Source organism: Pseudomonas sp. Ost2, from assembly GCF_018326065.1.
GTDB classification, from domain to species: Bacteria; Pseudomonadota; Gammaproteobacteria; order Pseudomonadales; family Pseudomonadaceae; genus Aquipseudomonas; species Aquipseudomonas gingeri.
In genome coordinates, this window is record NZ_AP021904.1 from 767,798 (window position 1) to 794,467 (window position 26,670).

The window sequence follows — 26,670 nt, forward strand, 5'->3', positions numbered from 1 at the left end:
TCACGGCAGATGATGCACCGCGAGCCTTGTTTCTCTTTATCGCAACGCCGCTGCGGTCTGGCAATGGAGTGTCCCATGCGCGTTTTTGCCCTGTTTTCGTTGTGCGCCCTCTGTTCATCCGTCTACGCCGATACCCTTCCCAGTTTTCTCAACAGCAACGACACCGTCCGCACCCTGCCGACCCCGAACCTGCCCGCCGATGCCTACCGTCCGCAGGCCATCAGCCCGCAGTTGCCCCAACCCGGCGCGAGCCAGGGGCAGGCGTTGCTGATGGGGACCCGGGTGACCATCCGCAAATTGCAGATCGAAGGCGGGACGATTTACCCGCTGCAGGAACTCGGTGCGCTCTATCAGCCGTTGATGGGGCATGAGACGACCCTGGCCGACCTGATCGAGGCGACCCGCGGCATCACCCGCCGCTATCAGGAAGATGGCTACCTGCTGTCCTACGCGTTCCTGCCTCCGCAGGATTTCAGCCAGGGCCTGGCCCGCGTGGTGCTGGTCGAGGGCTATATCCGCGACTACCAGTTGCAGGGGGATATCGGCGCGGTGTCCGGGCTCCTCGACAAGCTGGTGGCCAAGCTCAAGGCCGAGCGTCCGCTGACCCGCAAGACCTTCGAACGCTACACCACTCTGATGAGCCGGATTCCCGGCGTGGCCCTGCAAGCCCAGGTCCCGCCGCCGGGGACCACCGACGGTGCGACCAGCCTGATCGCCATCGCCAGCCGAAAACCGTTCACCACCTCCCTGAATACCGTGGACAGCAGTCGTGACAGCCTGCAGGCGCTGCTCGGCGCCAGCAGTAACGCCTGGACGTCGATGGGCGAACAACTGAGCGTGAGCGGGCTGTTTCCGCCGGGCAAGGACAAGGAGCACTACTACCGCGTCGACTACAGCCAGTTCCTCAATGCCGAAGGCACCCAACTGAGCCTGTACGGGTCGCACTATCGCAGCGATCCCGGCAGCAACCTGATCCTGGACAACAACCTGGAGCTGGAACCCCATCGGCAGAACGATCGGTTTTCCATCGGCGTCAGCCATCCGCTGATCGCCGCCAGCAACGAATGGCTGAGTCTCGGCGGGCGGTTGTACGGGGTGAACGACAAGACCCGTTACCAGGTAGTCGGGCAACCGCTGAAGGTGGAGGAAAAAACCGACCTGCGAGCACTGGCGTTCGAGGGGGACTGGCGCAAGTCGGATGCCGAGCGCCTGCGTATTCTCAGTGCCGGCGTCTACCAGGGCATCAATGGCATGGGCGCCAACACCAACAACGCCCTGTTCGACCTGGACTTCTTCCGGCTACGGCTGTCCGGGGTGCAGAGCGACAAGTTTTTCGAGCACTGGCAGGGGGTGATCTCGGCGGCGCTGTACTGGAGCGGGGACAATCTGCCGGACAGCGAGCGGGCGGTATTCGGCGGACAGAACTTCGGCCGCGGTTACCCCGATGACCAGGGTAATGGCGACAAGGGCTGGGGCGTGGCCTACGAACTGAACTACAGCTTCAGTCGCGACGGGGCCTGGGTCAAGGTACTGCAGCCGTACGTGGTACTGGACCGCGCGCGGGCCTGGTTCAACGACGCGCCGATCAAGGCCTCGGACATGTCCTCGGCGGCGCTGGGCTTTCGTTTCGGCGACGGGCGTTATTACAACATCGCCCTGGAGGCGGCCAAGCCGATGTCCGATATGGCGCTGGACACCTTCAACCGGCGGCCACGCTATACCCTCAGCTTCAGCTATCAGTTGTAGGGTGGGGCAGGCGCCAGTCGGAGGAGGCGCGTGCTTCAGGAGCCGACGACGTGGATCCGTGGCTGCGGAAACAGATTGTTGAGGGTTTCCAGCAGGCGCACGTGATAGATGGGTTTGCGGAACAGATCGAGGACCTGCAGGCGCAGCATATCGCTGACATCGTCCATATCGGCATGACCGGAGGTCACGATCACCGGCAGGTGCTGGCGGGAGGTGTGTTCGCGCAGACGCTTGATCAGCGACATGCCACTTTCCTCGGGCATGCGCAGGTCGGTGATGACCAGCGCGATGTCCGGGTGTTTGGTCAGGTGGAACAGCGCCTGCTTGACCGAAGTGGCGGTAAAACAGGAAAACCCTTCTCCCTCCAGCAGCTCGGCCAGTTCCAGAAGGGCGTCCTCTTCGTCATCCACTAAAAGGAGCTGTTGGCGTGGGGGAACAGAGGAGGTCATGGACGATTCCTGTCACTGGGTTTGCATGGGAGTGTAGCGCCTCTTTGGGGGACGTGAGGAGTGGGGTCAGGAACCTATGCCGTTTTGGATATTGGTGAATACCGTCTTGATTTTGTCACCTATGCCTCCCGCCAGACCCGCAATCACGACGGCGACCATTGCCGCGACAATCGCATATTCGATACCTGATGCGCCCTCTTTCCTGTGAAAGAAAACCTGGACCTGCACATATAGTCTGATAACCAACTCAAGGAACATCTGACATCTCCTTGCGCTTGAAAGCGCCGTTGCAGCGGTCTTGCGACATGGTTTCCCTATGCCATCACAGCATTGTCAAGAAAACGACGAGCAACAACTGTAAGAACGGATTAATCCCAAAGTATTAATCCGGAAGTTGGCGTCAATAAAGTCCGGTTTTCTTTCTATTCATTTGTATATTTTCCACGCGTTAATGGCGTTTTGTCCTAGCTGCGCTACCTTCAAATAGCGAAATAGTTGATGTTCATAGCTGCCTGAATGCGCAGGTTTTTCAGTCTGTCGTGCAGCAGGAAAGGGAGAGCCGTCATGAACAGTCGCGTGACCATGGTGCTTGCGGTCATCTTGTTGATCGGTGCCATCATTGCCGGTTATTGGGGATTGACGCTGAGTCGTCAGCCGGCACCGGTCGCTCCGCCAGAGGCGCCCTCCGCGCCTGTCGAAAAAGCTGTGGCCAGCGCCGAAGACCAGACCCGTCAACCCGTGGTGGTATTGGCCCACGATGTCCCGCCCTTTGTGCCGCTGACCGCCGCCGACCTGGTGGTCGAACGGCTGCGCAATGCACCCGCCGGCAGCCTGGGTTCGTTGCAACAGGCGGTCGACCGCACACCCTGGCGTCCCCTGAAAGCCGGGACCTGGCTCAGTGACGAAAGCTTCCAGGCCGGTGGCCCGTTGGCGCGGATGATCCGTGCCGATGAGCGCGCGCTGGCGGTGGCGGTGGATGAAGTGATCGGCGCTGGCGGTCAGTTGACCCCGGGCGACTATGTCGATGTGCTGCTGTTCCTGCGCCAGGATGCGAGCAACCTGCAGCAGTCGGCCCAGGTGGTGATCCCGGCGATGCGCCTGCTCAGTGTCGGCGAGCAACTGGGCCTGACCAATGACGGCAAGCCCGCCACGCCGGCCCTGACGGCGGACGACCGTGTCCGCCAGGAGCAGCGGCGCGCCGGTGCCCGCACCGTGGTCCTGGCGGTGCCCGAACAACTGCTGAGCCGGCTGATGCTGGCGACCCAGGTCGGCACCTTGCGCCTGGCCGTGCGCAGTGCCGACGAGCATCTGTTGCCGCGCTACTGGGCCGGGGAAAACGTCGGCACGGGCCACCTCGAGACCGCCAACCACGAGTTGTTCCAGTTCACCCAGCTGGCCTTGGCCGGCGCGCCCAGGGGCCAGTCCCTGGCGACGCCGGGAACGGGACATGGCCGTGGTGTCGAGGTGATTCGTGGCAATCAAATCAGTCAACAAACGCCCTGACCTGCAAGGAAGTTCCGCATGAGTGGATCGCTGTCGAGCGTAAAACGCGTGGTCTGGGCCCTGGTCCTGGGGAGTTTGCCGCTGGAGTCGGTGCTGGCGGCTTCGACGGCATCCTGCTCCGGCCTCGGGCAGTTGCCGGCCGTGCTGGAAGTGGGCGAAGGCCAGCAGCAGGCGTTGCAGTCGCCGGTCGCAATCACCCGGCTGGCGGTGGGCGATCCGAAGATCGCCGACGTACACCTCAACGGCAACCAGGCGTTCCTGCTCACCGGCATGGCGCCGGGGGCCACCAGCCTGATGGTCTGGACGGCCTGCTCCAGCACGCCGCGCCAGAGCATGGTGTTTGTCCAGGGCAAGGCCACGGCGGGGCTGACCACGGCTTCGGCAGCCCCTTCGGCGGATCCCTCGTTGCCCAGCCAGGTACAGACCGATATTCGTTTTGTCGAAGTCAGCCGGACCAAGCTCAAGGAAGCTGGAACCTCGATTTTCGGCCAGGGTAAAAACTTTCTGTTTGGCACCCCAGGCACGCAGGTCGGCAGCAGCCTGACCGGAGGGCTGCCGTTCGATACCGGCGGTTTCAATATCGGCTTTGGCGGTGGACGGGTCAAGGCGCTGATCAATGCCCTGGAAAGCAGCGGCTTCGCCTACACCCTGGCGCGTCCCAGCCTGGTGGCGCTGAGCGGGCAGAGCGCGAGTTTCCTGGCCGGTGGCGAGATCCCGATCCCGGTACCCAGCAGCGGCAGCGACACCATCTCCATCGAGTACAAGGAGTTCGGTATCCGCCTGACACTGACGCCGACGGTGATCGGCAAAAACCGCATCACCCTGAAAGTCGCACCCGAGGTCAGCGAGCTGGACTACAGCAACGCGGTGACCATTTCCGGCACACCGGTGCCGGCGCTGACCATCCGGCGCACCGATACCAGCATTTCCCTGGCCGATGGCGAGAGCTTCGTCATCAGTGGCCTGATCAGCACGCGCAACAGCTCCCAGGTCAACAAGCTCCCCGGACTCGGCGAGATACCGGTGCTGGGTGCGTTCTTTCGCAACTCGAGCCTCAAGCGTGAAGAGCAGGAACTGCTGATGATCGTCACCCCGCACCTGGTCCAGCCGCTGGCGGCGGATGCCCAGTTGCCCGGCCTGCCCGGGGAGAAACTGCGCGAGTACGACCCGAACTGGTTCCGGCTGTTCTTCCTCGACAACGGCAACTACGACCGCCGCAGTGGGTTATCGCAATGAGCCAGAGCCTGAGCCAGACCTTCCTGGCAATCACCCGCAACACCACCGACCTGGAGTGGCTGCAGGGCGCGCTGGCGCCGCTGGGGCAGGTGGTCAGTGCCGGCGGCAGCCTCGATGAATTGCTGTCGCTGGTGGACGTCACTTTCGCCGGGCTGATCTTCGTCGGCCTCGACCGCGAGAACCTGGTGGCCCAGAGTGCCTTGATCGAAGGCGTGCTGGAGGCCAAGCCGATGCTGGCGATCGTTGCCCTCGGCGATGGCATGGATAACCAGCTGGTGCTCAATGCGATGCGTGCCGGTGCCCGGGATTTCGTCGCCTACGGCTCACGTTCCAGTGAAGTGGCCGGCCTGGTCCGGCGTCTGAGCAAGCGCCTGCCGGCGGTGACGCCGAGCACCCAGCTGGGTGGTTTTACCGTGCTCTACGGGGTCCAGGGCAATGCCGACGGGGCGTTGCTGGCGACGCACCTGGCGCTGGTGGTGCAGAAGAGCGGGCAACAGACCCTGCTGCTCGACCTGGGGTTGCCCCGTGGCGACAGCCTGGCGCTGCTGGGCCTGGAAAGTTCGTTTCACTTCGGCGATGCCCTGCGTCATCTGCGCCGGCTGGATGCGACGATGATCGACAGCGCCTTCACCAGCGCCGAGGCGGGCCTGCGCATCCTGGCCTACGCCAGCGGCGACGAGCCGCTCAAGCGCACCAGCGCCGCCGAGCTGTACATGCTGCTCAGCGCCCTGCGCCAGCACTTCCAGCACATCGTGGTGAACCTCACCGGGCAGTCCGACAGCGAAGCCCTGCGCACCTTTGTCAGTCATTGCGACAAGCTGCTCTGGTACACCGACCAGAGTGTCCTCGACTGCCGACGCAACCTGGCGGTGCTCAACCTGTGGCGCGAGAAAGGCATGAAGCTCGACCACGCCCGGCTGTTGGTCGATCGCTACCTCAAAGGGGTTTCGCCGGACTCGGAAACCCTCGGCAAGACCTTCGGCTTCGAGGTCATCTCGGTGCTGCCCTATGGCGCCGAGGTCCGGCTCAATGCCAAGAACCAGGGCCAGACCCTGTTCGAACTGGCCCCCCGCGAAGCGCTGACCCAGGGCCTCAAGACCCTGGGTGAGCGCCTGGCCAAGCGCTCCGAGGGACGCACCAAAACGGCCGAGGGCTGGCTCAACCGGCTCTGGGGACACAAGTGATGGCCGAGAAACTGTTTGGCGGCCAGTCGCGCTCGTCGGCCGGCAACACCGACCACGAAGGCCTCAAGCTGGTCCTGCACCGTTACATCATCGATGCCATCGAGGAGTCGGGAAAGAACCTGCTGGAAGGTTCGCGCCAGGCCCTGGCGCAGTTTGTCATCGACAAGGTCGGCGAGTACGTGTCGCGCCTGCACCTGGCGATTTCCCGCTACGAGATGGAGCGGCTGGCCGAAGAGATCGTCGACGAACTCACCGGCTTCGGTCCGCTGGAAGTGCTGCTGCGCGATACGGCGGTGACCGAGATCCTGGTCAACGGCCCGCACCGGGTGTTTGTCGAGCGCGACGGCATCCTGCACCAGAGCGACCTGCGGTTTATCGACGACCATCATGTGGAGCGGGTCATCCAGCGTATTCTCGCGCCCCTCGGCCGTCGGCTGGACGAATCGTCGCCGATGGTCGATGCGCGGATGCCCGATGGCAGCCGGGTCAACGCGATCATCCCGCCGATAGCCCTGGACGGGCCGTGCCTGTCCATCCGCAAGTTCCGCAAGGACATGCTCAAGAGCAGCGACCTGGTGGCGATGCAGACCATCGACCAGGCTATTTTCGAGTTTTTCCAGGAGGCCGTGGGCAAGCGCTGCAACGTGCTGATCAGTGGCGGTACCGGCACCGGCAAGACCACCTTGCTGAATATCCTCAGCCAGTTGATCAACCGCCATGAACGTCTGGTCACCATCGAAGACGTCGCCGAACTGCAGCTCAATCATCCCCACGTGGTGCGCCTGGAAACCCGCCCGCCGAACGCCGAGGGCCATGGCGAGGTGAAGTCCAGCGACCTGATCCGCAACGCCCTGCGGATGCGGCCGGACCGGATCATCCTCGGCGAGATCCGCGGCGTCGAAGTGCTCGATGTGCTGACCGCGATGAACACCGGTCACGACGGTTCCATGAGCACCGTGCACGCCAACAATGCCCAGGATGCCCTGCTGCGCCTGGAGACCCTGGTAGGGCTGACCGGACGTCAGGTGGCGGAGAAGACCCTGCGTCAGATGATCTGCGCGGCACTGGACGTGGTGATCCAGTTGACCCGCATGCCCGATGGTCGACGCTGTGTCAGCGAGGTGGTGGAAGTGGTCGGGGTGCGCGACGACGTCTATGTCACCAACACCCTGTTCCGCCTGGACCGGCGGAGCGGTTTCGGGTTCCTGCGCGATGCCGTCAATCCGGCGGGCGACAAGCTGCGACGCGAGTCGTCGCTGACCTTTGATGATTGAGGAGGCTCGACCATGCTCGGTGCGCTGTTGCTCGGTCTGATCGGCCTGTTGCTGCTCGGCGCCTCGGTGCGCCTGTTCTACCTGGGCATGCGCAAGACCGGCAATGAGCGGGTATTGAGCCGGCTGGCCGAGGGGCAGCCGGAGCTGGTCAGTGCCGTGAGCCCGACCCGCAATCGCCTGGACCGGCTGTTTCTGCGTGCCGGCTTCGACCGCCCGGGGGAGCGGCTGGGCCTGTGGCTGGTGATGTGGGCAGTGCTCGTGCTGGTGGGCTGGGCGGCGGCTGGCCTGATCGGCGTGCTGGTCATGCTGGTGGTACCGCCGCTGGGCCTGCGCCTGTTTGTCGATTGGCGCTACCGGCGCCGGGTACGGCGCATGGTCGAACAACTGCCGCCCGTGCTCGACCATGCGATGCGCAGCCTGAAATCCGGCAAGACCCTGGCCGACGCGATCCTCGGTGGCATCGACGCGTCGGCGGATCCGCTACGCGAGGCCATGGGCCGGGTGCGCCGCAATGTCGATCTGGGGGTCAGCCTGCCCGAGGCGGCCAATGATTTTGCCGAGTTCTACGAGCGCGAGGAGTTTCGTTTCCTGGCGCTCGGCCTGAAGGTCAATCACCGCTATGGCGGCAATGCCAGCGAGCTGCTGGAGAACCTGATCAAGCTGATCCGCGAGCGTGAGCAAGGCGCGCGGCAACTGCGTGCCATGACCGGCGAGACACGCATGACGGCGGTTGTCCTGGCCTTGTTGCCGGTCAGCGTGGCGGGCTACTTCATGCTGACCAATCCCGGCTACCTGCTGAACATGTGGCAGGACCCCAGCGGCCAGCGCATGTTGCTGGTTTCCTTCGGCCTGCAGGTGTTCGGTTGTCTGGCGCTGTGGCGCATGTTGCGGAGCGTATGAGATGGCCCTGTTGATCAGCGCACTGTTGTTTCTCGCCGCCCTGGTGCTGATGGTCGGCAGTCTGTTGCGGGACCGCCAGCGCGAACGGGCGGTGACGCAACGCCTGCAGGGGCATATGGTGCGCGAAACCGGCAAGCTGAGCGGCTGGTTGCGGGCCTTGGGCGATAGCCGCTTCGGCCAGCGCTCGGTGAGCCTGGATAACGAAACCCAGGTGTTGCTCAACCGTATCGGGTGGCGCAAGGCGAGCCAGCGCTCGCTGTATGCCGCCAGCCAGATCGGCGTGCCGTTGCTGGCACTGGGGATTGTGCTGCTGGGCCAGGGCGTGTTTTTCCCCACGGTCGAATCCCCCTGGATCGCCCCCTTTCTGGCCCTGGCGGCGGGTTACCTGTTGCCCAAGCGCGTGCTGGCGGCGGTCGCCAGGAACCGCCAGAAACAGGTGGCCATCGAGGTCTCGACCTTTATCCCGCTGCTGCGGATCCTCTTTGAGTCGGGCATGGCCGTGGAGCAGGCGTTGCGGGTGCTCGCCAACGAGTCCCGGCAGTTGCTGCCGGTGCTGACCAGCGAACTGCGCCTGGTGCTGGCGCGGGTCGATTCCGGCCTTGAGCTCGGTGAAGAGTTGGGCAAGGCGGCGCGGCTGCTGGCGGTGGACGAATTGGACGACACCTGCGTGATTCTCCAGCAATTGATCCAGCAGGGCGGCGGGGCGATGAAATCGCTGCTGGCGCTCAAGCAGTTGCTGGACGACCGGCGCCTGACCCGCCTGCAGGAATACATCTCCAAAATGTCGGCGAAGATGTCGGTGGTGATGATGGTGTTTCTGTTTCCGGCGTTATTGATTGTCCTCGCCGGGCCGGGCTTTACCGCCTTGGCCAGGGCCTTTGCCACGACCTAGGGAGTGATGCGATGAAAGCGGTGATTGCGGGCTTGGCCCTGTTGGCCCTCGGCGGCTGTGCCACGGATGGGCGCGCGCCGTGGGCGGCACTCACGGGGACGGGGGGCAGTTGCGGCAAACCGAGTGCCGATCAGGAGCTGTCGCTGAACCTGGCGGACGATATGGCCAACGAGGGCAAGCTGCACGCCAGTCTCGCCAATCTGCAGAAGCTGCCGGAGAGCCTGGACGAGGTGCGCTTGCGCAAGGCCCGGGTCTATCGGCAACTGGGCCGCGGCGAGGCGGAGCCGCTGTACCGCAGCCTGCTCGGCACCTGCCTGGCGGCCGAGGGCGAGCATGGGCTCGGGCAACTGGCCGCCGCGCGCAAGGACAACGGCCAGGCGATGGCACATTTGCAGCGGGCGGCACGCCTGGCACCGACCGATGAAAAGGTGCGCAATGACCTGGGGGTGGTCTACCTCAATCAATTGCGCTTGGAGGATGCGCGTTTCGAGTTCCTCACCGCCATCGAACTCAAGCAGTCCGACCCACTGGCCGCGGTGAACCTGGTCACGCTGCTGATCTACCAGGACAACTGGAGCCAGGCGGCCCAACTGGTGACCCGCCTGGGCCTGAGTCCCGAACAGGTCGGCGACGCCCAGGCCCGCGCGCAGCAACTCAAGAACCCGACAGGCTCCGGATCGGATCAGGTGGCGGTGGTGGCCGGGGCGGACAAGCCGGCGGTCAAGTAAGTCGAGGCCAGGTTGAGGCCAGGTTGAGGCCAGGTTGAGGTCAGGGAGAACGAGATGAACTATCGAGCAGGGTTGGCCGCAGGGTGTCTGTTGTTGTCATCGACGCTCCAGGCCATCGAGCCGGGACCGTCGTCGCGCTATCAGCAGGAGACGGAAAACTGGCTGCAGTTGCAGCTCCAGGGCCAGCAACGTTCGCCCACGCCCCAGGTGGCGACGCCCAGCGAGCGCGAACAGAGCATGCAGCGCTGGCTGGACAGCTACAAGCATCCGATTCCGGATTTCTACAAGCAGGATGAAGGGGGCAAGGTGAAGAGCAACTGAGCCTGCCCCGAGTCATTCGGCGCCTGAGCAGGCGCCATCGCCGGCATACCGGCTTCCACGGTTTTTGTCGGCCGCCGATTTTTTGTGCGACACAACACTGTGGGAGCCGGGCTTGCCCGCGAAAGCGTGCTGATGGGCAACGCCGGTCTCGGGGCCGCTCAGTGCGCGGTGACGTCCCGCTGGCGCGCACCGCCGGGCGACAGGGCCAGGGCCAGTTGCGTGCGGTTGTGCATGTGGGTCAGGCGCAATACCTGGGACACGTAGAGCTTCACGGTGTTTTCGGTGATGCCCAGTTCACAGGCGATCTGGTAGTTGGTCTGGCCCTTGCCCACCAGCCGCGCCACATCCACCTGCCGGGGCGACAGCTGATTGAAGATGGCCGGTATTTCCAGGTTGTCGGCGTCGTTCGGATCGTCCCCGCTAGCGACATCACGCGTGCCCTGGGGGGCACGGCGAACCATGTCCAGATCGTGATAGAGATCGTCGATGGACTCGGCGAGGAACTGCAGTTTCTGATTCAGGTGACCGAGGTTGTCACTCTGGCTGCGTTCGGCGATCACCGCCTCCTGGCGCTGGATCCCTTCGAGCAATTCGTCGAGGTCCACGGGCTTCTGGTAGTAGTCGGCAATCCCGGCGCGCAACGCCTTGATCACGTCCTGCTTGTCGGCACGGCCGGTCAGCATGATCGACTCGAAGATCCGCCGCTTGCCGGCCAGGCGTTGCAGTTCCTGGACCAGCTCGATGCCGTCGAGCTCGGGCATGTGCAGGTCACACAGGACCAGCCCGATGCTGGCATCTTCCCTGAACCGCTCGATGGCCTGGCGGCTGGAGAGGCAGGGTATGCAGCGGTAGCCGCTGCTTTCCAGAAACTCGCAGAGTTCTTCCACGATCAGCGGCTGGTCGTCGACTACCAGCACCTTCACTTGCGATACAAGCTTGTTCACGCGCCACTCCATGCCTTACGAGCCAATGACTACGAGTTCCCTGCCCACACGCGCAGCTTCGGGGGCTTTTGAATTAAAGTAGACGCACTTTCCTACTATGTACATAGAAGTAGCCTGGACCGCGACTAATGGATGCCGAGTGTCATACAAAAAAGGCCGATCCACAGGAAGGGCGCGAATGGCTGTTTCCTTGACAGGCCAGGTTCGAGATGGCGCAGGACATGCCTGAGACGTTGACCCAGCCGTGACCACAGCCTGGGGCCCAGCCAGAGCCAGAGGACACTGGCCACGCCGGCGCCGATAAAGGTGCCGAGCAGGTAGCGGCTGTCGCTCGCCAGCGCCAGTGCGGCGAGCAGCTTGACGTCGCCGGCACCGAGTCGCCCGGTGGCGTAACCGGGCAGGGTGAACAGCAACGCCAGCAGAAACGCCCAGCCGCCTTGTTGCGCCGTGGCCCCCAGCCAGGTCGTGCCGGTCCAGAGCAGATAGGCCAGGGCCAGTGCCGCGGCACCCAGGGTCAGGCTGTTGGCGATTTCCCGTTGGCGCAGATCCTGCGCGGCGCAGAGAGCGAACCAGAGAAGCAGGACAAGGCTGTGCATCGGGTAAAAAACGTCCCTTTCCGGCGAATGATTCTATGCTGATAGCTACGTGCAGTTGTCAGGGTAGACGCAGTCATGACCCCAAGCCTCCCCGAAAAGCAAAAAGGCGCCGCCGCCATCGAGTTCGCGCTGGTGTTCGTGATTTTTTTCGCGGTGCTCTATGGGCTGGTCAGCTACAGCCTGCCGCTGCTGATGATGCAGTCATTCAACGCGGCGACGGCCGAGGCGGCACGACAAGCGGTGGCGGTTGATCCGAACGCCGCAGGCTACCCGGCCTTGGTTCAGACCACGGCCAAGGCCGCCGCGCAGCAGAGGCTGGGCTGGATCCCGACGGCGCTGAACTTTCAGAACGGTGATATCACCACGCAGTTTACCGCGGCGAAGGTGCTCACCGTCACGATCAGCTATCCAACCTCGAGATTGCGCAACGTTCTGCCTTTCCTGGTCCTGCCCGGTATCGGCACGGTGCCCAGCCTGCCCGACACTCTCACCTCGACCACGAGCATGCAGTTTTGAACTCAGGGGAGAAGCTGTTCGGGCGCCTGCTCGGCCGGGCGGGCGAACCGGCTCCTGTCCTGCTGCCCGAGCCGACCATCTCCTCGGCGGGGTTGCAGATCCAGCTCGACGAAGAAGGGCACGTCCTCAGCGTGGGCGGCCCGTTGCGCCACGGGCTCGCAGCATTGCCCCATGGCAGGCCGTATCGGCTGCGCGACCTGCTGGCGCTGTCCAGCCGGTTGTCAGTGGAAGGCGTGCCGGCCGATTGGCTCGGGCACAGCCTCGACCTGGACTTCAATGGCCTGGCCGGGCAAGTCGTGCAGACCCGCGGTTGGCTCCAGTCGCATCAGGGGGGCTGGCTGTTGCAGGCGCTGGATATCGGCGACCTGCTCAGGCACAACCAGGTTTCGGAGAGCCGCGAACACCTTCAGCATTTCGCCGCACAGCTGAGCGAGCAATTGCGCCTGTGCAGTCTGGCGCGCCTGCCGCAGGTGCTGGCGGATCAACTGCAGAGCCTCGCCCAGCGCTGGCACATCCCCTGCGTGGCCCTGGCCTTGCTGGACGAGTCGCAGCAACAGTGGCAGATCCACAGTCACTACCGGGGTCACGATGCGCCGACGCTCTGGCACACCGGCCAGGCCCTGGGCACCGGCCTGGACAGCCTCAACGGCATGGCGCCGTTGCGCCTGGGCGTGCGCGATGGCTTGAGCGAGCACCTGCGCTTGCAGGGATTCATGGGCAATGCCGATGGTTTCCTCGTGCCCTTTCGCGATGACCATGGCGTGGCCGCCTGGCTGCTGTGCGGTTTCTACCCGGTACAACAACGGGCACCGGAGCTGACGGACCAGGATTGGCTGCTACTGGCGGCGGCCCTGGCCGCGCCGCTGCTCAGCCGCTGGCGCCAGCAGCGTCATCATCTGCAACTGGAACGCCTGGACGTGTTGCAAGGGTTGCTGGGGACGGGCTGGTGGGAGTGGTCGCCGGCCAGGGACGAATTACAACTGGCGGCGTCATTGGCGATGGGCCTGGGGCTTGGCGAGACGGCCTCGATAGTGTCCATGGACGAATGGCTGGCCCTGATCCATCCCGCCGATCGCCAGGAACTGGCCAGCCGCATGCGCGACTTGCAGCAGGGCAAGGACATGCTGCTCTGCGTGCGCCTGTACCAGGAAGATCCGGCCGGCGCTGCCCGCTGGTATCGACTGCAGGGGCAGGCGCTGGGGGCAGGCGAGGCGCAGCGCATCGTCGGCTTCATGCTCGATATCAGCGACGTCAAGAACCAGGAACAGGCCGCCGCAGCCGCCCATGCGCGGCTGGACAACCTGATCGCCAGTTCGCCGGCGGTGATCTATGTCCAGCGCTATGTCGAAGGTGCCCTGGTCCCGGTGTTCTTCAGCGACAGCCTGCTGCCGCTGCTCGGCCTGGCATTGGCCGACTGTGCCGGGGGCGGCCTGGTGCAATGGATTCACCCCGAGGACCGCGATCGTTATTTCGAGCGTACCCGCCAGCTGTTGCGCGAGGGCCATGTCAGTTGCCGCTACCGGATCCGCGACAAGGGCGGCGAGTACCACTGGCTGCTGGATGAGGCGCGACTGTTGCGCGATGACCTGGGCTTGCCGGTGGAAGCGGTGGGCTTGTGGATGGATGTCACCGAGGCGACCCTGGCCGCCGAGCGGATCGAGAAAAGCGAGGAGCGCTACCGGATCCTGGTGGAGGATTCGCCGGCGATGATCTGTCGCTACCGCCCGGACCTGACCCTGATTTTCGGCAACAAGCCCCTGGCAAGCTACCTGGAATGCGCGCCCGAGCAACTGCCAGGGGTGAACCTGGGGAGCTGGATGTCGCCGGAGCAACAGGCGGCGTTTGTCCAGCGCCTGGCCCAACTGACCCCCGAACAGCCGGTGAGCACCGCGGAAATCAGCCTGCAGTTGCCCGGGCGCGAGCATGCCTGGTGGATCTGGTCGGACCGTGGCGTGTTCGATGAACAGGGGCAGTTGCTCGAAGTCCAGGCCGTGGGCCGCGACAACACCGAGGTCCGTCGCTCCCAGCAGCAACTGACCCAGAGCGCGAAAATGGCCACCCTCGGCGAGATGGCGACCGGCCTGGCCCACGAGATCAACCAGCCGCTGAACGTGATGCGCATGGCCATCGTCAACGTGCTCAAGCGCCTGGGCAACGGCGATGTGCAGATCGACTACCTGCAGGACAAACTCAACCGCATCGACGCCCAGGTCCAGCGCGCGGCGCGGGTGGTCGACCATATGCGGGTGTTCGGTCGTCGTTCGGAAATCGAGGCCGCGCCGTTCAACCCCGTGCAGGCGGTCGAAGGCACGCTGTCGCTGCTGAGCGAGGGCATGAAAGGCAAGGGCGTGGAGTTGCGCGTGCCGCCGATCGAGTTCGAGGTCCAGGTGCGCGGCTTTGTCGATCAACTGGAGCAGGTGCTGATCAACCTGATGGTCAATGCCCGGGATGCGCTGTTGAGCAAGCGCGAGAAAAACCGCGATTTCGAGCCGTGGATCTCGGTCACGGCCGAGCGCGATGAGCGGGTTGTGCGGCTGATCGTCGAGGACAACGGCGGCGGCATCGATCCCCGGTTGCTGGAACGGATCTTCGAACCGTTCTTCACCACCAAGCCGGTGGGCATCGGCACCGGCTTGGGGCTGTCGGTGAGCTACGGCATCGTCGAGAACATGGGCGGGCGCATGACCGTGCGTAATGGCGACGATGGGGCGCGGTTCTGTGTGGAGTTGCCGGTGGTGTTGACGGACTAGATCACCAGTTCGGCCCGTCCCGGTGGCTTGCAACTGAGGTTGGCGCCGACTTCGATCTGATTCAGGTTGATACCAAGATTATTGAGTAATCCGTTCAGGATCGGATTGAGTAGCGGTGTTAGCACGCCGCTGATTATGCCCCCCAGAGTGGTGTTCAGATCGTTGAGAACGTTGCCGATCCCTGTCAGCAAGCTGCCCAGGACATTAGAACCTGTCGGTTTGTAGATATTCAGCTTCAGGCCTGTGAGTGCCCCGGTGAGATCTCCCACGATGTTGGAGGTGGGTTGCGTCCAGTATTGCGGAGGTTGTTTGATTTCCGGCGGCTGGTTGTACTGGTGGGTACTGCGGTTTGCCGTGGCATTACCAGCCGTGCTGTCGATGCTCAATCCAATCCCTCCTCCATAAAATGGAACTCGGGTGGATGGGATGCAGCCTCCCAAAAGCGAGCACGTAACTACGCCAATATCCACCAGGGGGAGCGGCGCTACAACTATGTCGCTCGAAGAGTCAAATGCGTGTGAAGGGTCGAAGGAGCCGACTTTTACCTTGACCAGCGAAGCATTGGTTTGTGTAGTCAGTGTCTTGGTCGCGTCACTCAAACAAGTGAATCCGGTAACGTGGCTGTCGGCACTACCGACCTCGAGATCAATATTGATGCTGGCGGTGGGCAGCACTTTAAGGTCGGTCCTCTGACACGATACCGGGCAAAGCAGACTGTTCAATGCACCCACGATGTTCAGGTGCAGAAGATTGTTCAACGTATCCGAGAGTGTTCCCACGAGCCCCGTCAGCACGCCGTTGACGAGAGGAGTATCCAGTACCGGCAGGCTCAATGTGACGATCGTCCGTACCTGGGCAGTGCGGACATAAATCTGACTGGCAGGATCATTGGGGTTATCGACGGCTGTCTGCGGATTACCTGTCGCGGAAAGCTGAGGAGGCTCGATGACTTGCACTTTGACGCCGCCATTGAGCAATCCCGGGATGCTGAGCGGTATGCTCGCGACGGCGCCGTTCTTGGTATTCGCCAACTGGACGAATGCTTCGACCAGTTGAAAGACTTGAAGGGTGGCGTCCAGTCCGGAGGACGGCGTTGCGGTCTGCAGTTTGAGCAGGTCGCCCAACTTGACCTGGGTATTGCCCACCGCAGCCTTGAGATCGGTCAGCCCGCTGACTGCGATGCTGGTGGTCGTCCCCCCGCCGTCAAGACCGTAATCGCTGTATCAATCAGCCGTGTCAGGGTGGTATTGGTGCTGAGAACACTGTTGTAGTCTCCGGCGGACAGGTGCAGATCGATTGCCAGTTGGTTCATGTAGCTCAGCAGGTTGATATTGGTATCGACCAGGCCTTGCCAACCCGCCACGCTCAGATTGAGGTTGCTCCTCAGCATCTGACCGAACAACAGGTTGAGGGCCGCCGATTTGCTCGAGTCGACCGTGACCAGCGTGCTGCGAATGGTCAACTGTGCCAGCGGCGGCAAAGGTTTTGGGGAGGCAACGGCGGTCGCTGTCAGTGTCGTGTTCAGGTTGGCGGCGCCGGAGAACAGTGCACCTATGCCGGCTGCAATACTGGTGGGGACAGTCCTGGTGGCGACCACCCGGATGGCCTGGGATTTCGTGGCGTCGGCGGAGAAGGTTCGAATATTGTTGGCGCCGGTCACCAGTGTTCCGCAGGTCGTGGTGAGCGTGCGATTGCCGTTGGCGACGACAAAGGCATTGCGTACGGCATTCTGATTGGCATAGCTGGCAGCTGTAACGTCCGGCGCGACGCAATTTCCCCCCCGGCTCATGGCTTCCAGCGCCGCCGAATCCGCTACTCGTTGCAATGAACGCTTTTCCAGGTACAACCGCCCGCTATCAACCACCACCACCATGCACAACAGCGCCAGCCCCAGGGTCAGGGCGGCCATCAGGCCGATTGCGCCGCGTTGCCTCGACGGGCCGCGGAACGCCATTGGACGGCGAGGGAAAGACATCGAGCACTCCTTTGCCGGCGCATGGCCGAGCGCTTACTTTCCTGTACTGCATGGCAGTGTAGTCAAGGCTGGAAGGGGGGGCTGGCGAGTCGCCGGTTTGGCGACTGATGGAAGGCGGGAGGGGCAGAAGTGTCTTGGGGCCTGGGCTGCCGTCTTCGCGGGCAAGACCGTTCCTGGAGGTTCCTGGTCGTAGTCGATATCCGGACTCGCCCGCGAAACCGTGGGAGCGGGCTTGCCCGCGAAGGCGTCCGCCCAGGCACTCCGGGAGCTGCTAGCGGGGCGGATAGTTCGCCATCACCTGGGCCACGGTCTTGTTGATGGCGGCGCTGCGCTCGGCCGGGGTTGGCGTTTCGTTGACCACCTGCTCGGCACTGCCGCGCCAGACCAGCTTGCCGTCCTTGCCATCGAGCAGGTCGACCTGGATCGTCGCGACCTGATAGTCGACATTGCGGGTTTCGCTGTATCCCGGGCCGCCCCAGAAGCCGCCGCCACGCCATGGGCCACCCCAGCCACCGCCGTAGTTGGTGCTGATCTGCTGCTGGCGGTTGTCGACGATCAGGTAGGCCTGCACCCGCACATCGGCCTTGCCACCGGCCGGTGCAGGACGCAAGCCACGCTGGTCGAGCTGTTCACTGACCGCCTGGCGGATGCGTTGCTCGGTCAGGTCACTCTTGATCCGTGGATCGTCCGGCCGATATTGCAGGGCGGGTTCTTTCCAGCTCCAGCTGCGATACGCCGCGAAATCGCGGCTGGCGTCGAAGTCGTGGCTGACCTGGGCGGTTTGGCAGGCACTGAGCAGCACAGCGAAAGCTACTAAAGCGAGACGGCGGAACATGATTTTTCTCCGGTTGCCTGGCGAGGTTGTCTAGCTGGGTGGATACGCGGCCAGGGCTTTGTGCACCGCTTCGCGCAAGGCATCCGCGCGTTCGAGCTGGTTGCCCTGGCTGCTGGTTTCAGCACTGGCGCTCCAGACCGGCTGACCGGTCGCGGCGTCGAACAGGCTGATGCGCGCTACGAGCACCTGGACTTCATAGGTGCGCACGATCGGCACGCTGTTATACATACCGTAGCGGTTTCCGTACGGACCACCACCGTAGGCGCCGGCATAGCCATAGTCTTCCTGGACCTGGCGCAGGCGTTTTTCCAGATGCACGTCGGCACTGACCCGCAGGTCTGCCGGGGCATCGGCGCGGCGAGGGCGCAAACCCTGCTCGTCGAGGGCGTTGCCGACCATCTCGGCCAGTTGCGCCGAATCGGCCCAGGTCGTGCCGGCGGGCAGCCGGTCATTGAGCCAGGCCCAGGTGCGATAGCGGCCATAGTCGCGGGCCGGTGCCGGGTAGGCGCTCAGGTCCAGGGTTCCGGCCGCCTGCGGTGGGGCCGGCGGGATCGGTCGCGAGTCGGCGGTATAAGGGTTCGGGCTCGAACAGGCGGCCAGCCCCAGGCACAGTGTCAACAAGACAAAACGGCGATTCATTGCATCCTCCGCATCACACCGGACGGCAGATCCAGTGCAGGTAACGCCCAAGCCCGGCAAAGCTTGGGTGACGACGATGGGCCAGCTCCATTTCCAGCAGGTCGATCAGTTCGGCACGGGCCTGGAACTCGACCGGCATGTAGTCGTGGAAGACCCGCACGCCACTCTGGGTCTCGACTGCCCACAGGCCTTCGAGTCGCGCCGCCAGCTCCCGTGGATCGAGGGGCTGCTGTGGGGTCAGGCTCTGCTTTTCGCCGGCCATGTCGTTCTTGCGCATCTTGCGGAAATGGCCCTTGAGCAGATTCCGGTAGATCAGCGCATCACGATTGTAGAAGGCCAGGGACAGCCAGCCCTGTGGTCGCGTCAACTGGTGCAGCACCGGCAGGATCGCATGGGGTTCGGCCAGCCATTCCAGCACCGCATGGCACAGCACCAGGTCATAGGGCTCGGTGAGTTGCCCGAGCAGGTCCTGCCAGGGCGCCTGGATAAAGGTCGCCGGCTGGCCCGCCTCGGCGAAGCGCTGGCGTGCCCCTTCGAGCATCGGCTCGGCGGGTTCGGCGAGGGTGACCTGGTGACCTCGCTCGGCCAGCCACAACGACATATGGCCCAGCCCGGCACCGATGTCCAGTACCCGCAATGGCCGGTCCGGCAGGGTTTCGGCGAGGTCGGCCTGGAGCACCGCCAGGCGGATCGCCCCCTTGGCACCGCCGTAGATCTTCTCGGCGAAGCGCGTGGCCAGTTGATCGAAATGACGGTCGCTCATTGGGCAAACCGCCGTTCGCTGTCGGCCAGCTTGGCCCGCACCACTTCGTTCATGTCCAGCCCCAGTTCGCTGCACAGCAGCAGGAGATAAAGGATGATGTCACCGACTTCCTGCCCGGCATGGGCCAGCTTTTCCGCCGGCAACTGGCGCGACTGGGCTTCCGTCAGCCACTGGAAGATCTCCACCAGCTCGGCCATTTCCACGCTGGCGGCCATCGCCAGGTTTTTCGGGCTGTGGAATTGTTTCCAGTCGTTGCGATCACGGATGCCGTGCAGGCGTTGGGTCAGTTCGTCGAGGTTCATGCGCAGTGTTCTCCTTCAAGGCGACTAGCTTCCGGCGGATGAGAACGGGAAGCAAGGGCCTTGCTACTGGGAGAACACCGCGGGCGGATGAAATATTCATCACGGTCAGCAAGCTGTCAGCTTGGCGGTCGTGGCTCAGCCGATGGGATGCCAGTTGCCGGTCATGTGCTCCAGCTCTCCGGCGCCGGTCAGGCGCAGTTCCCCGCTCGATCCCGGCGCACTGGCATACAGCAGCACTTCGTTGGGCAGGCGCACCGGCTTGCGGAAGGTCACGTCGATTTCGATATTCGCCGCCGGCAGGTGATTGCCCAGGGCAGCCAGCGTCCGCGCCTTGTTCCACAGGCCATGGGCGATGGCCTGGGGAAAGCCGAACAGCCTGGCACTGAGGGCGCTCAGGTGGATCGGGTTGTAGTCGCCGGAAACCCTGGCGTATTGGCGGCCGATATCGGCCGGGCATTGCCAGCGGGTCAGTTCGGTCAGTTCTCCGGGTTGCCGGTCGACTTCCTCGGGCGCATCCCCCGCCAGCTCGACTCCGCGGCAGAGCATGCGGCTCTCGGCTTCCCACAGTGGCCCCAGGGCATCGTCGACCTGGGTCAGCAGGTCGAAGGTCGCGCCCTTGGCATGGGGCTGCAGGTTCTGCACCTGGACGCCGACCCGCAGGCTGGTGACCCCGCCCAGCGGACGCAGGATGCGGATGCGGTTGCTCAAGTGGACCAGGCCCATCAGGGGGAAGGGAAAGTCCTTGGCGGTGAGCAACTGCATTTGCAGGGGAAATGCCAGCACATGGGGATAGGTCGCCGGCATCAGGCCGGTATCGGCAAACCCACAGACCTTGCGGTAGGCCGCCAGACGCTTGGTGTCGACGGTGACCCAGCAGCACAGGCCCTCGGCCGGCAACTGGGTACCGGTGATCTTGCGCCGCCGGGCGGCCCGTACGTACAACCCCGGCAGCCCGGGGGCAATGGTCAGGTACTGCCAATTCACTTGCATGTTCAGGCCCCCAATACACTTTGTCCGCAGACCCTCAAGGCTTGACCGCTGAGCGCTCCCGAGCCCGGCTGGGCGAGCCAGGCCACCGCCTCGGCGACGTCCTGGGGCAGGCCGCCCTGGCCCAGGGAGCTCATGCGTCGTCCGGCTTCGCGCAGGGCGAAGGGAATATGCGCGGTCATCTGTGTCTCGATAAAACCGGGGGCCACGGCGTTGATGCTGATGCCGCGTTCGCCCAGCAGCGGGGCCCAGGCCTGGGCCAGGCCGATCAGCCCGGCCTTGCTCGCGGCATAGTTGGTCTGGCCGCGATTGCCAGCGATACCGCTGATGGACGCCAGCAGGATCACCCGGCCGGCATCGTGCAGGGTGCCGCTGTCGAGCAGGGCGCGGGTCAGCACCTGCGGGGCATTGAGGTTGACGGCCAGTACCGCGTCCCAGAACTCGGGCGTCATGTTCGCCAGGGTCTTGTCGCGGGTGATGCCGGCGTTGTGGACGAGAATATCGAGGCCATCGGGCAGTTGCTCGACCAGTTGCGTGGCGGCGTCTTCGGCACAGATGTCCAGGGCAATGCTGCGCGCGCCGAGACGGGCGGCGAGGGCATCGAGGTCGGCCTTGGCCTGTGGTACGTCCAGCAGGATGATCTCGGCGCCGTCGCGGGCCAGGGTCTCGGCAATCGCCGCACCGATGCCGCGCGCCGCGCCGGTGACCAGCGCCTTGCGCCCGGCCAGCGGGCGGCTCCAGTCCTGGACCTGGCTGGCGCAGGCCGCCAGGTGCAGCACCTGGCCGCTGACGTAGGCGCTCTTCGGCGACAGAAAGAAGCGCAGTGCGCCTTCGAGCTGATCTTCGGCATCCTCGTCGACCCGCAACAACTGCAGGGTGCCGCCGTTGCGCAATTCCTTGGCCAGCGACCGGCTGAAGCCTTCCAGGGCCCGTTGCGCACTGGCCGCGAAAGGATCGCGCAGGTTTTGCGGGGCGCGGCCGAGGATCACCACATGGGTGCAGGACTCCAGGTTCCTCAGCAACGGCTGGAAGAATTCGCGCAACTGCTTGAGCTGGTCGGTCTGCACAATCGCGCTGGCGTCGAATACCAGGGCCTTGAGCTTCGGTCCGTGGCCGGGAATCCAGGCGGTGCATCCGGGCACGTCGCTGCCGTAGCTGTAGACGGCATCGGTCAGCCGCAGGGCGAATGCGCCGACTTTTGCCGCCAGTGGCCCGCCGCCCAGGAGCAGGGCGCCTTCCACCGGTCGCAGGCGTCCGGCCTGCCAGCGTTCCAGGCGTGTCGGCGCCGGCAGGCCGAGGGCGCCTACCAGGCGTTGACCGATTGTCGAGTTGGCGAAGTCGATATAACGGTCAGACATGGAACGCTCTCCGGCGGCAGGGGTTCAAAGGTTGACCGCAAAGGACCGTCACTGGTTCGTTTTGCAGGAAAGGGCCTACTCTTTTAGCGGCAATGTCACTCAAATAATAGGGAGTTTTTTATGAATTCGTTGCGCCGTGTTGCCATTATCGGGGGCAACCGCATCCCGTTCGCCCGCTCCAATGGCCCTTATGCCACCGCGAGCAACCAAGCGATGCTGACGGCGGCGCTGGAGGGCCTGATCGAACGCTTCAACCTGCACGGCCTGCGCCTCGGCGAAGTGGCGGCGGGGGCGGTGCTCAAGCATTCGCGGGATTTCAACCTGACCCGCGAGTGCGTGCTGGGCTCGCGGCTGTCGCCGCAGACCCCGGCCTACGATATCCAGCAGGCCTGCGGCACCGGGCTGGAAGCGGCCCTGCTGGTGGCGAACAAGATTGCCCTGGGGCAGATCGAATGCGGTATCGCCGGCGGCGTCGACACCACGTCCGATGCGCCGATCGGGGTCAACGAAGGGCTTCGACAGATCCTGTTGCAAATCAATCGAAGCAAAAGCACCGGCGACAAACTCAAGGCGCTGCTGCAATTGCGCCCGCATCACCTGAAGCCGGAACTGCCACGCAACGGCGAGCCGCGTACCGGGCTGTCCATGGGGCAGCACTGCGAGTTGATGGCGCAGACCTGGAACATTCCCCGTGGCGAGCAGGATCAACTGGCCCTGGAAAGTCACCAGAAGATGGCCGCGGCCTATGCCGAGGGCTGGCATGACGACCTGCTCACGCCCTTTCTCGGCCTGACCCGCGACAACAACCTGCGTGCGGACCTGACCCTGGAAAAGCTCGCGGCGCTCAAGCCGGTGTTCGAGCGCAGCGCCAAGGGCACGCTGACGGCGGGCAACTCCACGCCGCTGACCGACGGTGCCTCGCTGGTGCTGCTGGGCAGCGAGGAATGGGCGAGGGAGCGCGGGCTGCCGGTCCTGGCCTATCTGCGTGACGGCGAAGCGGCGGCGGTGGACTTCGTCAAGGGCGCCGAAGGGCTGTTGATGGCGCCAGCCTATGCGGTGCCGCGGCTGCTGGCGCGCAACAACCTGACGCTGCAGGATTTCGACTACTACGAGATCCACGAGGCTTTCGCCGCCCAGGTCCTGTGCACCCTGAAGGCCTGGGAAGATCCCGAGTACTGCAAGACCTGCCTGGGCCTCGACGCGCCGCTGGGCTCGATCGACCGCGGCAAGCTCAACGTCAAGGGTAGTTCCCTGGCGGCCGGGCATCCGTTCGCCGCCACCGGCGGGCGGATCGTCGCGAGCCTGGCGAAGCTGCTCGACACGGCGGGCCAGGGGCGCGGCCTGATTTCTATCTGTGCCGCCGGTGGCCAGGGGGTGACGGCGATTATCGAGCGGTGAGGCCGCCAAAAGCTTTGTGGTCTCTGTGGGAGGGGGGCCTGTCCCCGAAGCCTTTGGTGCATTCACTGGCCTCTTCGCGGGCAAGCCCGCTCCCACATAAGCTCGCGGTCTGTGTGGGAGCCGGCTTGCTGGTGATAGCGGTGGGTCTGTCGAGCTTCTGCAGGAGAGCGACTTTTGTAGGTGGGAGGGGGCTTGCCCCCGAAGCTTTTGGTGCATCCACTGGCCTCTTCGCGGGCAAGCCCGCTCCCACACAAGCCCGCTCCCACATAAGTCCACTCTCACACAGGGCCGCTCACTGAAGAGGTTTTCAAAGGCATTGTCAGGCGGGAGGTTCTTGGCCTAAGGTCGCACCCGCCAGCCATCGCGCGACATAAGGTTGATCCATGCCGACCAACGGACAACGTGGTCCCGAAAGACAGATTCCCGTGCTGTCGGCCCTGCCGCGCCCGCTCTATGCCCGTGCCGAAAGCCTGAATGCCGGCTCCTGGACGCCGCGCCACCGCCATGACTGGGTACAGTTTTCCTATGCCATCAGCGGCGTGCTCGGGGTGCATACCTCCGAAGGCAGTTTCTTTGCCCCGCCACAGTGGGGCGTGTGGATTCCGGCCGGGCTGGAGCATGAGGTGGTGACTTCGATGCAGGCGGAAATGCGCAGCCTGTATGTGCGCCGCGAGGATTGCCCGTGGGCGGCGGAGCGCTGCCGGGTGCTGGAGGTGACGCCGCTGGCGCGGGAACTGATCAAGAGCTTCTGCCTGCTGCCGGCGGATTATCCCCAGGAGGGCAGCGCCCAGGCGCGGTTGGTGCAGGTGTTGCTGGACCAGTTGGCGAGTCTGCCGGAGGTCGGCTTTTCCCTGCCGTTGCCCCGCCATCCGCGGTTGTTGGGATTGTGCAACGAGTTGATCGAAAGCCCGGAGCAGGGCGTGACCTTGAGCGAATGGGCGGTGCGCCTGGGCATGTCCGAGAAGACCCTGATGCGCCTGTTCCAGCGCGAGACCGGCCTGAGCTTTCGCGGCTGGCGCCAGCGCATGCGCCTGTTGTCGTCGCTCAGTGCCCTGGAAGAGGGCGACAGCGTGACCCGTGCCGCGCTGTCCTGCGGCTATGACTCCACCTCGGCGTATATCGCGGCCTTCAAGGGCCTGTTCGGTTATACGCCGGGAGAGTTGTTCCGCTAGTCGCCCCCCGACTCAGGTCCGGAAGCGTTTCACCAGGCCATCCAGCTCGCTGGACAGACCCGCCAGGCTCTGGGAATCGAGCCGTGCCGAGTTCGCCAGCTCTGCCACCAACTGCGCATCGCCATGGATCTGGCTGATATGCCGGTTGATGTCTTCGGCCACCTGATGCTGTTCTTCCGCCGCCGTGGCGATCTGGGTGTTCATGTCGCGGATCACGTCCACCGATTCGCGGATCTGCCCGAAGCTGGTGCGCGCCAGGCCGATGCGGGTCACCGATTGTTGCGAGACCTCCAGGCTGGCATGCATCTGCTGCGCGACCTGGCTGGTGCGCTTGGCCAGGTTGCCCAGCAGGCCATCGATTTCCGCCGTGGAATCGGCGGTGCGCTTGGCCAGGGCGCGCACTTCGTCGGCCACCACGGCAAACCCGCGACCCTGTTCGCCGGCGCGGGCGGCCTCGATGGCGGCGTTCAGCGCCAGCAGGTTGGTCTGCTCGGCGATGGAGCGGATCGTGCCGAGGATCGACTGGATGTTGTTGCTGTCGCTTTCCAGTTGCTGCATGGACTGGGCCGACTGTTCGATCTCCTGGCTCAACTGATCGACGCTGTGCACGGCCGCATCGATCTGCTGCTGGCCTTCGCGGGCCTGGCGCTGGCCGCTGTCGGCGGACTCGGCCGCCTGGCTGCAGGAGCGCGCGACTTCGTTGGCGGTGGCGACCATCTCGTGGAACGCCGTGGACACCATGTCCACCGCTTCACGCTGGCGCCCGGCGGCGTCGGCCATGTCGCCCGATACCCGGGTGGAATTACGCGACGAGTCGAGGATCTTGTTCGCCGACAGGCCGATATGCTGGATCAGGCTGCGGATCGCCGCCAGGAACTGGTTGAACCAGCTCGCCAGTTGCGCGGTTTCGTCGCTGCCGCGGATCTGCAGGTTCTGGGTCAGGTCGCCGTTGCCCTGGGCGATGCCTTCCAGGCCGCTGGAGACGCTGCGGATCGGCCGTACGATCAGGCTGGCGAAACTGGCGCCGACGATGGCGAAGATCACCGCGAGCACGGCGGCGATGATCGCGATCAGCCAGGTCAGCTGGTTGGCCGTGCCCATGACTTCGCTTTGCTTGACCAGGCCGATGAAGGTCCAGCCCAGTTGTTCCGAAGGCCAGATATTGGCCATGTAGTGCTCGCCGTTGAGTTCGACTTCCACCAGGCCCTTGCCGGCCTTGGCCAGGTCGGCATAACCGCTGCCCAGGCTGCCCAGGGCCTTGAAGTTGTGTTCCGGCTGCTTGGGGTCGACCAGCAGGTTGCCGCTGTTTTCCAGCAGCATCAGGTAGCCGCTTTCACCGAGCTTGATCTGCTTGACGATCTCGGTGAGCTGCTTGAGGGTCACGTCGATGCTGACCACGCCGCCCGGGTTGCCGAGCTTGTTGGCGACGGTGCGCACGGTACTGACGTAGGTCGCGTCGTCCTGGGCCCAGTAATAGGCGGCGGTGCGCAGCGGCTTGCCCGGGTTGGCCATGGCGGTCTTGTACCAGGGGCGCTGGCGCGGGTCGTAGTTGCTCAGCTTCGGATCGTCGGGCCAGGACACGTAGCCGCCGGCTTCGGTGCCGATGATCGCGTAGGCATAGGCCGGATGGCTGGTGCCCAGGGCTTCGAGGAAGGTGTAGACCTGCTTGTCCATGTCGCCCTGGGGGACCTTGGCGGCATCGGCGCTCATGTAGGTCTTGAGGCTGCCATCGCTGTTCTTGATCAGCGGCTGGTTGGCCAGGTATTCGACGTTCTGGCTGATGCCTTCGAAGAACAGCTGCATGGCGTTGCTGACCTGGCGGATCTCCCGGCCGCTGCCGTCGGCAAAGCTGTTGCGCGCTTCGCTGCGCAGGTTCATTACCACCAGGGTGGCGACCAGCACCACCGGCAAACAGGCGACGATTGCAAACGCCCAGGTCAGTTTTTGCTTGATGTTCATCCGCGCTCCAGATTCTTCCAGATTTTTTTCTTGTGGGCCCACGACGTACCGATGGCGCGCGAAGCTGGGCTGCTGTGAAAGTCTTGCGGTGTTGAAAATCCGTTTCGCGGGCGGTGTGCTGATTGTCCGACAAACGCTCCTCTGTCTCTGAGCGCTTCGGCCCGGCCAGGAAAAAATTGAGGCCGTCTGGCGAAAATTCCCGTTTTTGCCGAGTATTCGACGGCTGGCAATGGTCGGAACTGA

At 64.2% G+C, this 26,670-nt stretch carries 26 protein-coding genes; 13 read left to right on the forward strand and 13 right to left on the reverse strand.

Features of this window, described 5'->3' with window-relative positions; genetic code table 11:
* The first annotated feature begins 75 nt into the window (after nt 1-75).
* A complete protein-coding gene (locus KI243_RS03290) occupies nt 76-1,746 on the forward strand; it encodes a ShlB/FhaC/HecB family hemolysin secretion/activation protein (RefSeq protein WP_212810445.1) in 1,671 nt (556 codons plus the stop codon).
* 35 nt (nt 1,747-1,781) lie between these two features.
* On the opposite strand, the gene KI243_RS03295 is transcribed toward KI243_RS03290, so the two are convergent.
* Both KI243_RS03295 and KI243_RS03300 read right to left on the reverse strand, forming a co-directional pair.
* The gene (locus KI243_RS03295) at nt 1,782-2,195 is read right to left on the reverse strand and encodes a response regulator (protein ID WP_026007664.1); all 414 of its coding nucleotides are present in this window, start codon (nt 2,193-2,195) and stop codon (nt 1,782-1,784) included.
* Between the two features lie 66 nt (nt 2,196-2,261).
* Entirely contained in the window at nt 2,262-2,453 is a 192-nt protein-coding gene (locus KI243_RS03300) for a Flp family type IVb pilin (protein WP_177109010.1), read from the reverse strand.
* Nucleotides 2,454-2,759: 306 nt separating this feature from the next.
* Between KI243_RS03300 and cpaB the strand changes: the two genes are divergently transcribed.
* From cpaB to KI243_RS03340, 8 genes are read left to right on the forward strand one after another with little or no spacing between them, the layout of a single operon-like run.
* The gene (gene cpaB / locus KI243_RS03305) at nt 2,760-3,698 is read left to right on the forward strand and encodes a Flp pilus assembly protein CpaB (protein ID WP_212810446.1); all 939 of its coding nucleotides are present in this window, start codon (nt 2,760-2,762) and stop codon (nt 3,696-3,698) included.
* Nucleotides 3,699-3,716: 18 nt separating this feature from the next.
* Nucleotides 3,717-4,934 (forward strand): type II and III secretion system protein family protein, encoded by a 1,218-nt coding sequence (locus tag KI243_RS03310; protein ID WP_177127873.1) that lies wholly within the window; start codon nt 3,717-3,719, stop codon nt 4,932-4,934.
* A complete protein-coding gene (locus tag KI243_RS03315) occupies nt 4,931-6,118 on the forward strand; it encodes a protein TadZ (RefSeq protein WP_017125611.1) in 1,188 nt (395 codons plus the stop codon). Before KI243_RS03310 ends, KI243_RS03315 begins: the two co-directional genes overlap by 4 nt.
* Nucleotides 6,115-7,392, forward strand: a complete 1,278-nt coding sequence (locus tag KI243_RS03320; RefSeq protein WP_085983768.1) for a CpaF family protein — start codon at nt 6,115-6,117, stop codon at nt 7,390-7,392. The genes KI243_RS03315 and KI243_RS03320 overlap by 4 nt, the downstream gene beginning before the upstream one ends.
* 12 nt (nt 7,393-7,404) lie before the next feature.
* Nucleotides 7,405-8,292, forward strand: coding sequence for a type II secretion system F family protein (locus tag KI243_RS03325; RefSeq protein ID WP_212810447.1), 888 nt, complete (start codon nt 7,405-7,407; stop codon nt 8,290-8,292).
* Between the two features lies 1 nt (nt 8,293).
* Entirely contained in the window at nt 8,294-9,184 is an 891-nt protein-coding gene (locus KI243_RS03330) for a type II secretion system F family protein (protein WP_212810448.1), read from the forward strand.
* Nucleotides 9,185-9,195: 11 nt separating this feature from the next.
* On the forward strand, nt 9,196-9,912 hold the full coding sequence (locus tag KI243_RS03335) for a tetratricopeptide repeat protein (protein ID WP_017125608.1): 717 nt from the start codon (nt 9,196-9,198) through the stop codon (nt 9,910-9,912).
* 54 nt (nt 9,913-9,966) lie between these two features.
* Complete coding sequence (locus KI243_RS03340) at nt 9,967-10,233, forward strand: DUF3613 domain-containing protein (protein WP_212810449.1); 267 nt, start codon at nt 9,967-9,969, stop codon at nt 10,231-10,233.
* A gap of 158 nt (nt 10,234-10,391) precedes the next feature.
* Here KI243_RS03340 and KI243_RS03345 read toward each other — a convergent pair whose 3' ends face one another.
* Entirely contained in the window at nt 10,392-11,177 is a 786-nt protein-coding gene (locus tag KI243_RS03345) for a response regulator transcription factor (RefSeq protein WP_212810450.1), read from the reverse strand.
* A gap of 125 nt (nt 11,178-11,302) precedes the next feature.
* Entirely contained in the window at nt 11,303-11,773 is a 471-nt protein-coding gene (locus KI243_RS03350; protein WP_017125605.1) for a prepilin peptidase, read from the reverse strand.
* A 75-nt stretch (nt 11,774-11,848) separates the two neighbouring features.
* Between KI243_RS03350 and KI243_RS03355 the strand changes: the two genes are divergently transcribed.
* Both KI243_RS03355 and KI243_RS03360 read left to right on the forward strand, forming a co-directional pair.
* Entirely contained in the window at nt 11,849-12,289 is a 441-nt protein-coding gene (locus tag KI243_RS03355; protein WP_017125604.1) for a TadE/TadG family type IV pilus assembly protein, read from the forward strand.
* Nucleotides 12,286-15,039, forward strand: coding sequence for a PAS domain-containing sensor histidine kinase (locus KI243_RS03360; protein ID WP_212810451.1), 2,754 nt, complete (start codon nt 12,286-12,288; stop codon nt 15,037-15,039). Before KI243_RS03355 ends, KI243_RS03360 begins: the two co-directional genes overlap by 4 nt.
* On the opposite strand, the gene KI243_RS33150 is transcribed toward KI243_RS03360, so the two are convergent.
* The 8 genes from KI243_RS33150 to KI243_RS03395 form a co-directional block, all read right to left on the reverse strand.
* Nucleotides 15,036-16,184: a hypothetical protein gene (locus KI243_RS33150; protein ID WP_348529732.1), complete on the reverse strand. Its 1,149-nt coding sequence runs from the start codon at nt 16,182-16,184 to the stop codon at nt 15,036-15,038. The two genes, KI243_RS03360 and KI243_RS33150, sit on opposite strands and share 4 nt — an antisense overlap.
* Nucleotides 16,185-16,201: 17 nt before the next feature.
* On the reverse strand, nt 16,202-17,014 hold the full coding sequence (locus KI243_RS33155; RefSeq protein WP_348529733.1) for a pilus assembly protein TadG-related protein: 813 nt from the start codon (nt 17,012-17,014) through the stop codon (nt 16,202-16,204).
* A 271-nt stretch (nt 17,015-17,285) separates the two neighbouring features.
* Nucleotides 17,286-17,849 carry a DUF4136 domain-containing protein gene (locus KI243_RS03370; RefSeq protein ID WP_017125601.1) on the reverse strand — a complete coding sequence of 188 codons (564 nt, stop codon included), beginning with the start codon at nt 17,847-17,849 and terminating at the stop codon, nt 17,286-17,288.
* Between the two features lie 30 nt (nt 17,850-17,879).
* Nucleotides 17,880-18,488: a DUF4136 domain-containing protein gene (locus KI243_RS03375; RefSeq protein WP_017125600.1), complete on the reverse strand. Its 609-nt coding sequence runs from the start codon at nt 18,486-18,488 to the stop codon at nt 17,880-17,882.
* 13 nt (nt 18,489-18,501) lie between these two features.
* Complete coding sequence (locus KI243_RS03380; RefSeq protein WP_017125599.1) at nt 18,502-19,251, reverse strand: methyltransferase domain-containing protein; 750 nt, start codon at nt 19,249-19,251, stop codon at nt 18,502-18,504.
* Nucleotides 19,248-19,553, reverse strand: coding sequence for a MazG-like family protein (locus tag KI243_RS03385; protein ID WP_017125598.1), 306 nt, complete (start codon nt 19,551-19,553; stop codon nt 19,248-19,250). Before KI243_RS03385 ends, KI243_RS03380 begins: the two co-directional genes overlap by 4 nt.
* A 135-nt stretch (nt 19,554-19,688) precedes the next feature.
* A complete protein-coding gene (locus KI243_RS03390) occupies nt 19,689-20,543 on the reverse strand; it encodes a MaoC/PaaZ C-terminal domain-containing protein (protein WP_178992414.1) in 855 nt (284 codons plus the stop codon).
* A gap of 2 nt (nt 20,544-20,545) precedes the next feature.
* Complete coding sequence (locus KI243_RS03395; RefSeq protein ID WP_212810452.1) at nt 20,546-21,898, reverse strand: 3-oxoacyl-ACP reductase; 1,353 nt, start codon at nt 21,896-21,898, stop codon at nt 20,546-20,548.
* A gap of 120 nt (nt 21,899-22,018) precedes the next feature.
* On the opposite strand from KI243_RS03395, the gene KI243_RS03400 reads away from it, so the two are divergent.
* Both KI243_RS03400 and KI243_RS03405 read left to right on the forward strand, forming a co-directional pair.
* Nucleotides 22,019-23,296 (forward strand): acetyl-CoA C-acetyltransferase, encoded by a 1,278-nt coding sequence (locus KI243_RS03400; RefSeq protein ID WP_212810453.1) that lies wholly within the window; start codon nt 22,019-22,021, stop codon nt 23,294-23,296.
* Nucleotides 23,297-23,679: 383 nt separating this feature from the next.
* On the forward strand, nt 23,680-24,468 hold the full coding sequence (locus KI243_RS03405; RefSeq protein WP_042934928.1) for a helix-turn-helix transcriptional regulator: 789 nt from the start codon (nt 23,680-23,682) through the stop codon (nt 24,466-24,468).
* Nucleotides 24,469-24,480: 12 nt separating this feature from the next.
* On the opposite strand, the gene KI243_RS03410 is transcribed toward KI243_RS03405, so the two are convergent.
* Nucleotides 24,481-26,427, reverse strand: coding sequence for a methyl-accepting chemotaxis protein (locus KI243_RS03410; protein WP_017125131.1), 1,947 nt, complete (start codon nt 26,425-26,427; stop codon nt 24,481-24,483).
* Between the last annotated feature and the right edge of the window lie 243 nt (nt 26,428-26,670).

Bases quoted from the DNA above. Each gene is read 5' to 3' on its own strand.
- KI243_RS03290 (WP_212810445.1), top strand. From the start codon at position 76: ATGCGCGTTTTTGCCCTGTTTTCGTTGTGCGCCCTCTGTTCATCCGTC.
- KI243_RS03295 (WP_026007664.1), bottom strand. From the start codon at position 2,195: ATGACCTCCTCTGTTCCCCCACGCCAACAGCTCCTTTTAGTGGATGAC.
- KI243_RS03300 (WP_177109010.1), bottom strand. From the start codon at position 2,453: ATGTTCCTTGAGTTGGTTATCAGACTATATGTGCAGGTCCAGGTTTTC.
- cpaB (WP_212810446.1), top strand. From the start codon at position 2,760: ATGAACAGTCGCGTGACCATGGTGCTTGCGGTCATCTTGTTGATCGGT.
- KI243_RS03310 (WP_177127873.1), top strand. From the start codon at position 3,717: ATGAGTGGATCGCTGTCGAGCGTAAAACGCGTGGTCTGGGCCCTGGTC.
- KI243_RS03315 (WP_017125611.1), top strand. From the start codon at position 4,931: ATGAGCCAGAGCCTGAGCCAGACCTTCCTGGCAATCACCCGCAACACC.
- KI243_RS03325 (WP_212810447.1), top strand. From the start codon at position 7,405: ATGCTCGGTGCGCTGTTGCTCGGTCTGATCGGCCTGTTGCTGCTCGGC.
- KI243_RS03330 (WP_212810448.1), top strand. From the start codon at position 8,294: ATGGCCCTGTTGATCAGCGCACTGTTGTTTCTCGCCGCCCTGGTGCTG.
- KI243_RS03335 (WP_017125608.1), top strand. From the start codon at position 9,196: ATGAAAGCGGTGATTGCGGGCTTGGCCCTGTTGGCCCTCGGCGGCTGT.
- KI243_RS03340 (WP_212810449.1), top strand. From the start codon at position 9,967: ATGAACTATCGAGCAGGGTTGGCCGCAGGGTGTCTGTTGTTGTCATCG.
- KI243_RS03350 (WP_017125605.1), bottom strand. From the start codon at position 11,773: ATGCACAGCCTTGTCCTGCTTCTCTGGTTCGCTCTCTGCGCCGCGCAG.
- KI243_RS03355 (WP_017125604.1), top strand. From the start codon at position 11,849: ATGACCCCAAGCCTCCCCGAAAAGCAAAAAGGCGCCGCCGCCATCGAG.
- KI243_RS33155 (WP_348529733.1), bottom strand. From the start codon at position 17,014: ATGTCTTTCCCTCGCCGTCCAATGGCGTTCCGCGGCCCGTCGAGGCAA.
- KI243_RS03370 (WP_017125601.1), bottom strand. From the start codon at position 17,849: ATGTTCCGCCGTCTCGCTTTAGTAGCTTTCGCTGTGCTGCTCAGTGCC.
- KI243_RS03375 (WP_017125600.1), bottom strand. From the start codon at position 18,488: ATGAATCGCCGTTTTGTCTTGTTGACACTGTGCCTGGGGCTGGCCGCC.
- KI243_RS03380 (WP_017125599.1), bottom strand. From the start codon at position 19,251: ATGAGCGACCGTCATTTCGATCAACTGGCCACGCGCTTCGCCGAGAAG.
- KI243_RS03385 (WP_017125598.1), bottom strand. From the start codon at position 19,553: ATGAACCTCGACGAACTGACCCAACGCCTGCACGGCATCCGTGATCGC.
- KI243_RS03390 (WP_178992414.1), bottom strand. From the start codon at position 20,543: ATGCAAGTGAATTGGCAGTACCTGACCATTGCCCCCGGGCTGCCGGGG.
- KI243_RS03395 (WP_212810452.1), bottom strand. From the start codon at position 21,898: ATGTCTGACCGTTATATCGACTTCGCCAACTCGACAATCGGTCAACGC.
- KI243_RS03400 (WP_212810453.1), top strand. From the start codon at position 22,019: ATGAATTCGTTGCGCCGTGTTGCCATTATCGGGGGCAACCGCATCCCG.
- KI243_RS03405 (WP_042934928.1), top strand. From the start codon at position 23,680: ATGCCGACCAACGGACAACGTGGTCCCGAAAGACAGATTCCCGTGCTG.
- KI243_RS03410 (WP_017125131.1), bottom strand. From the start codon at position 26,427: ATGAACATCAAGCAAAAACTGACCTGGGCGTTTGCAATCGTCGCCTGT.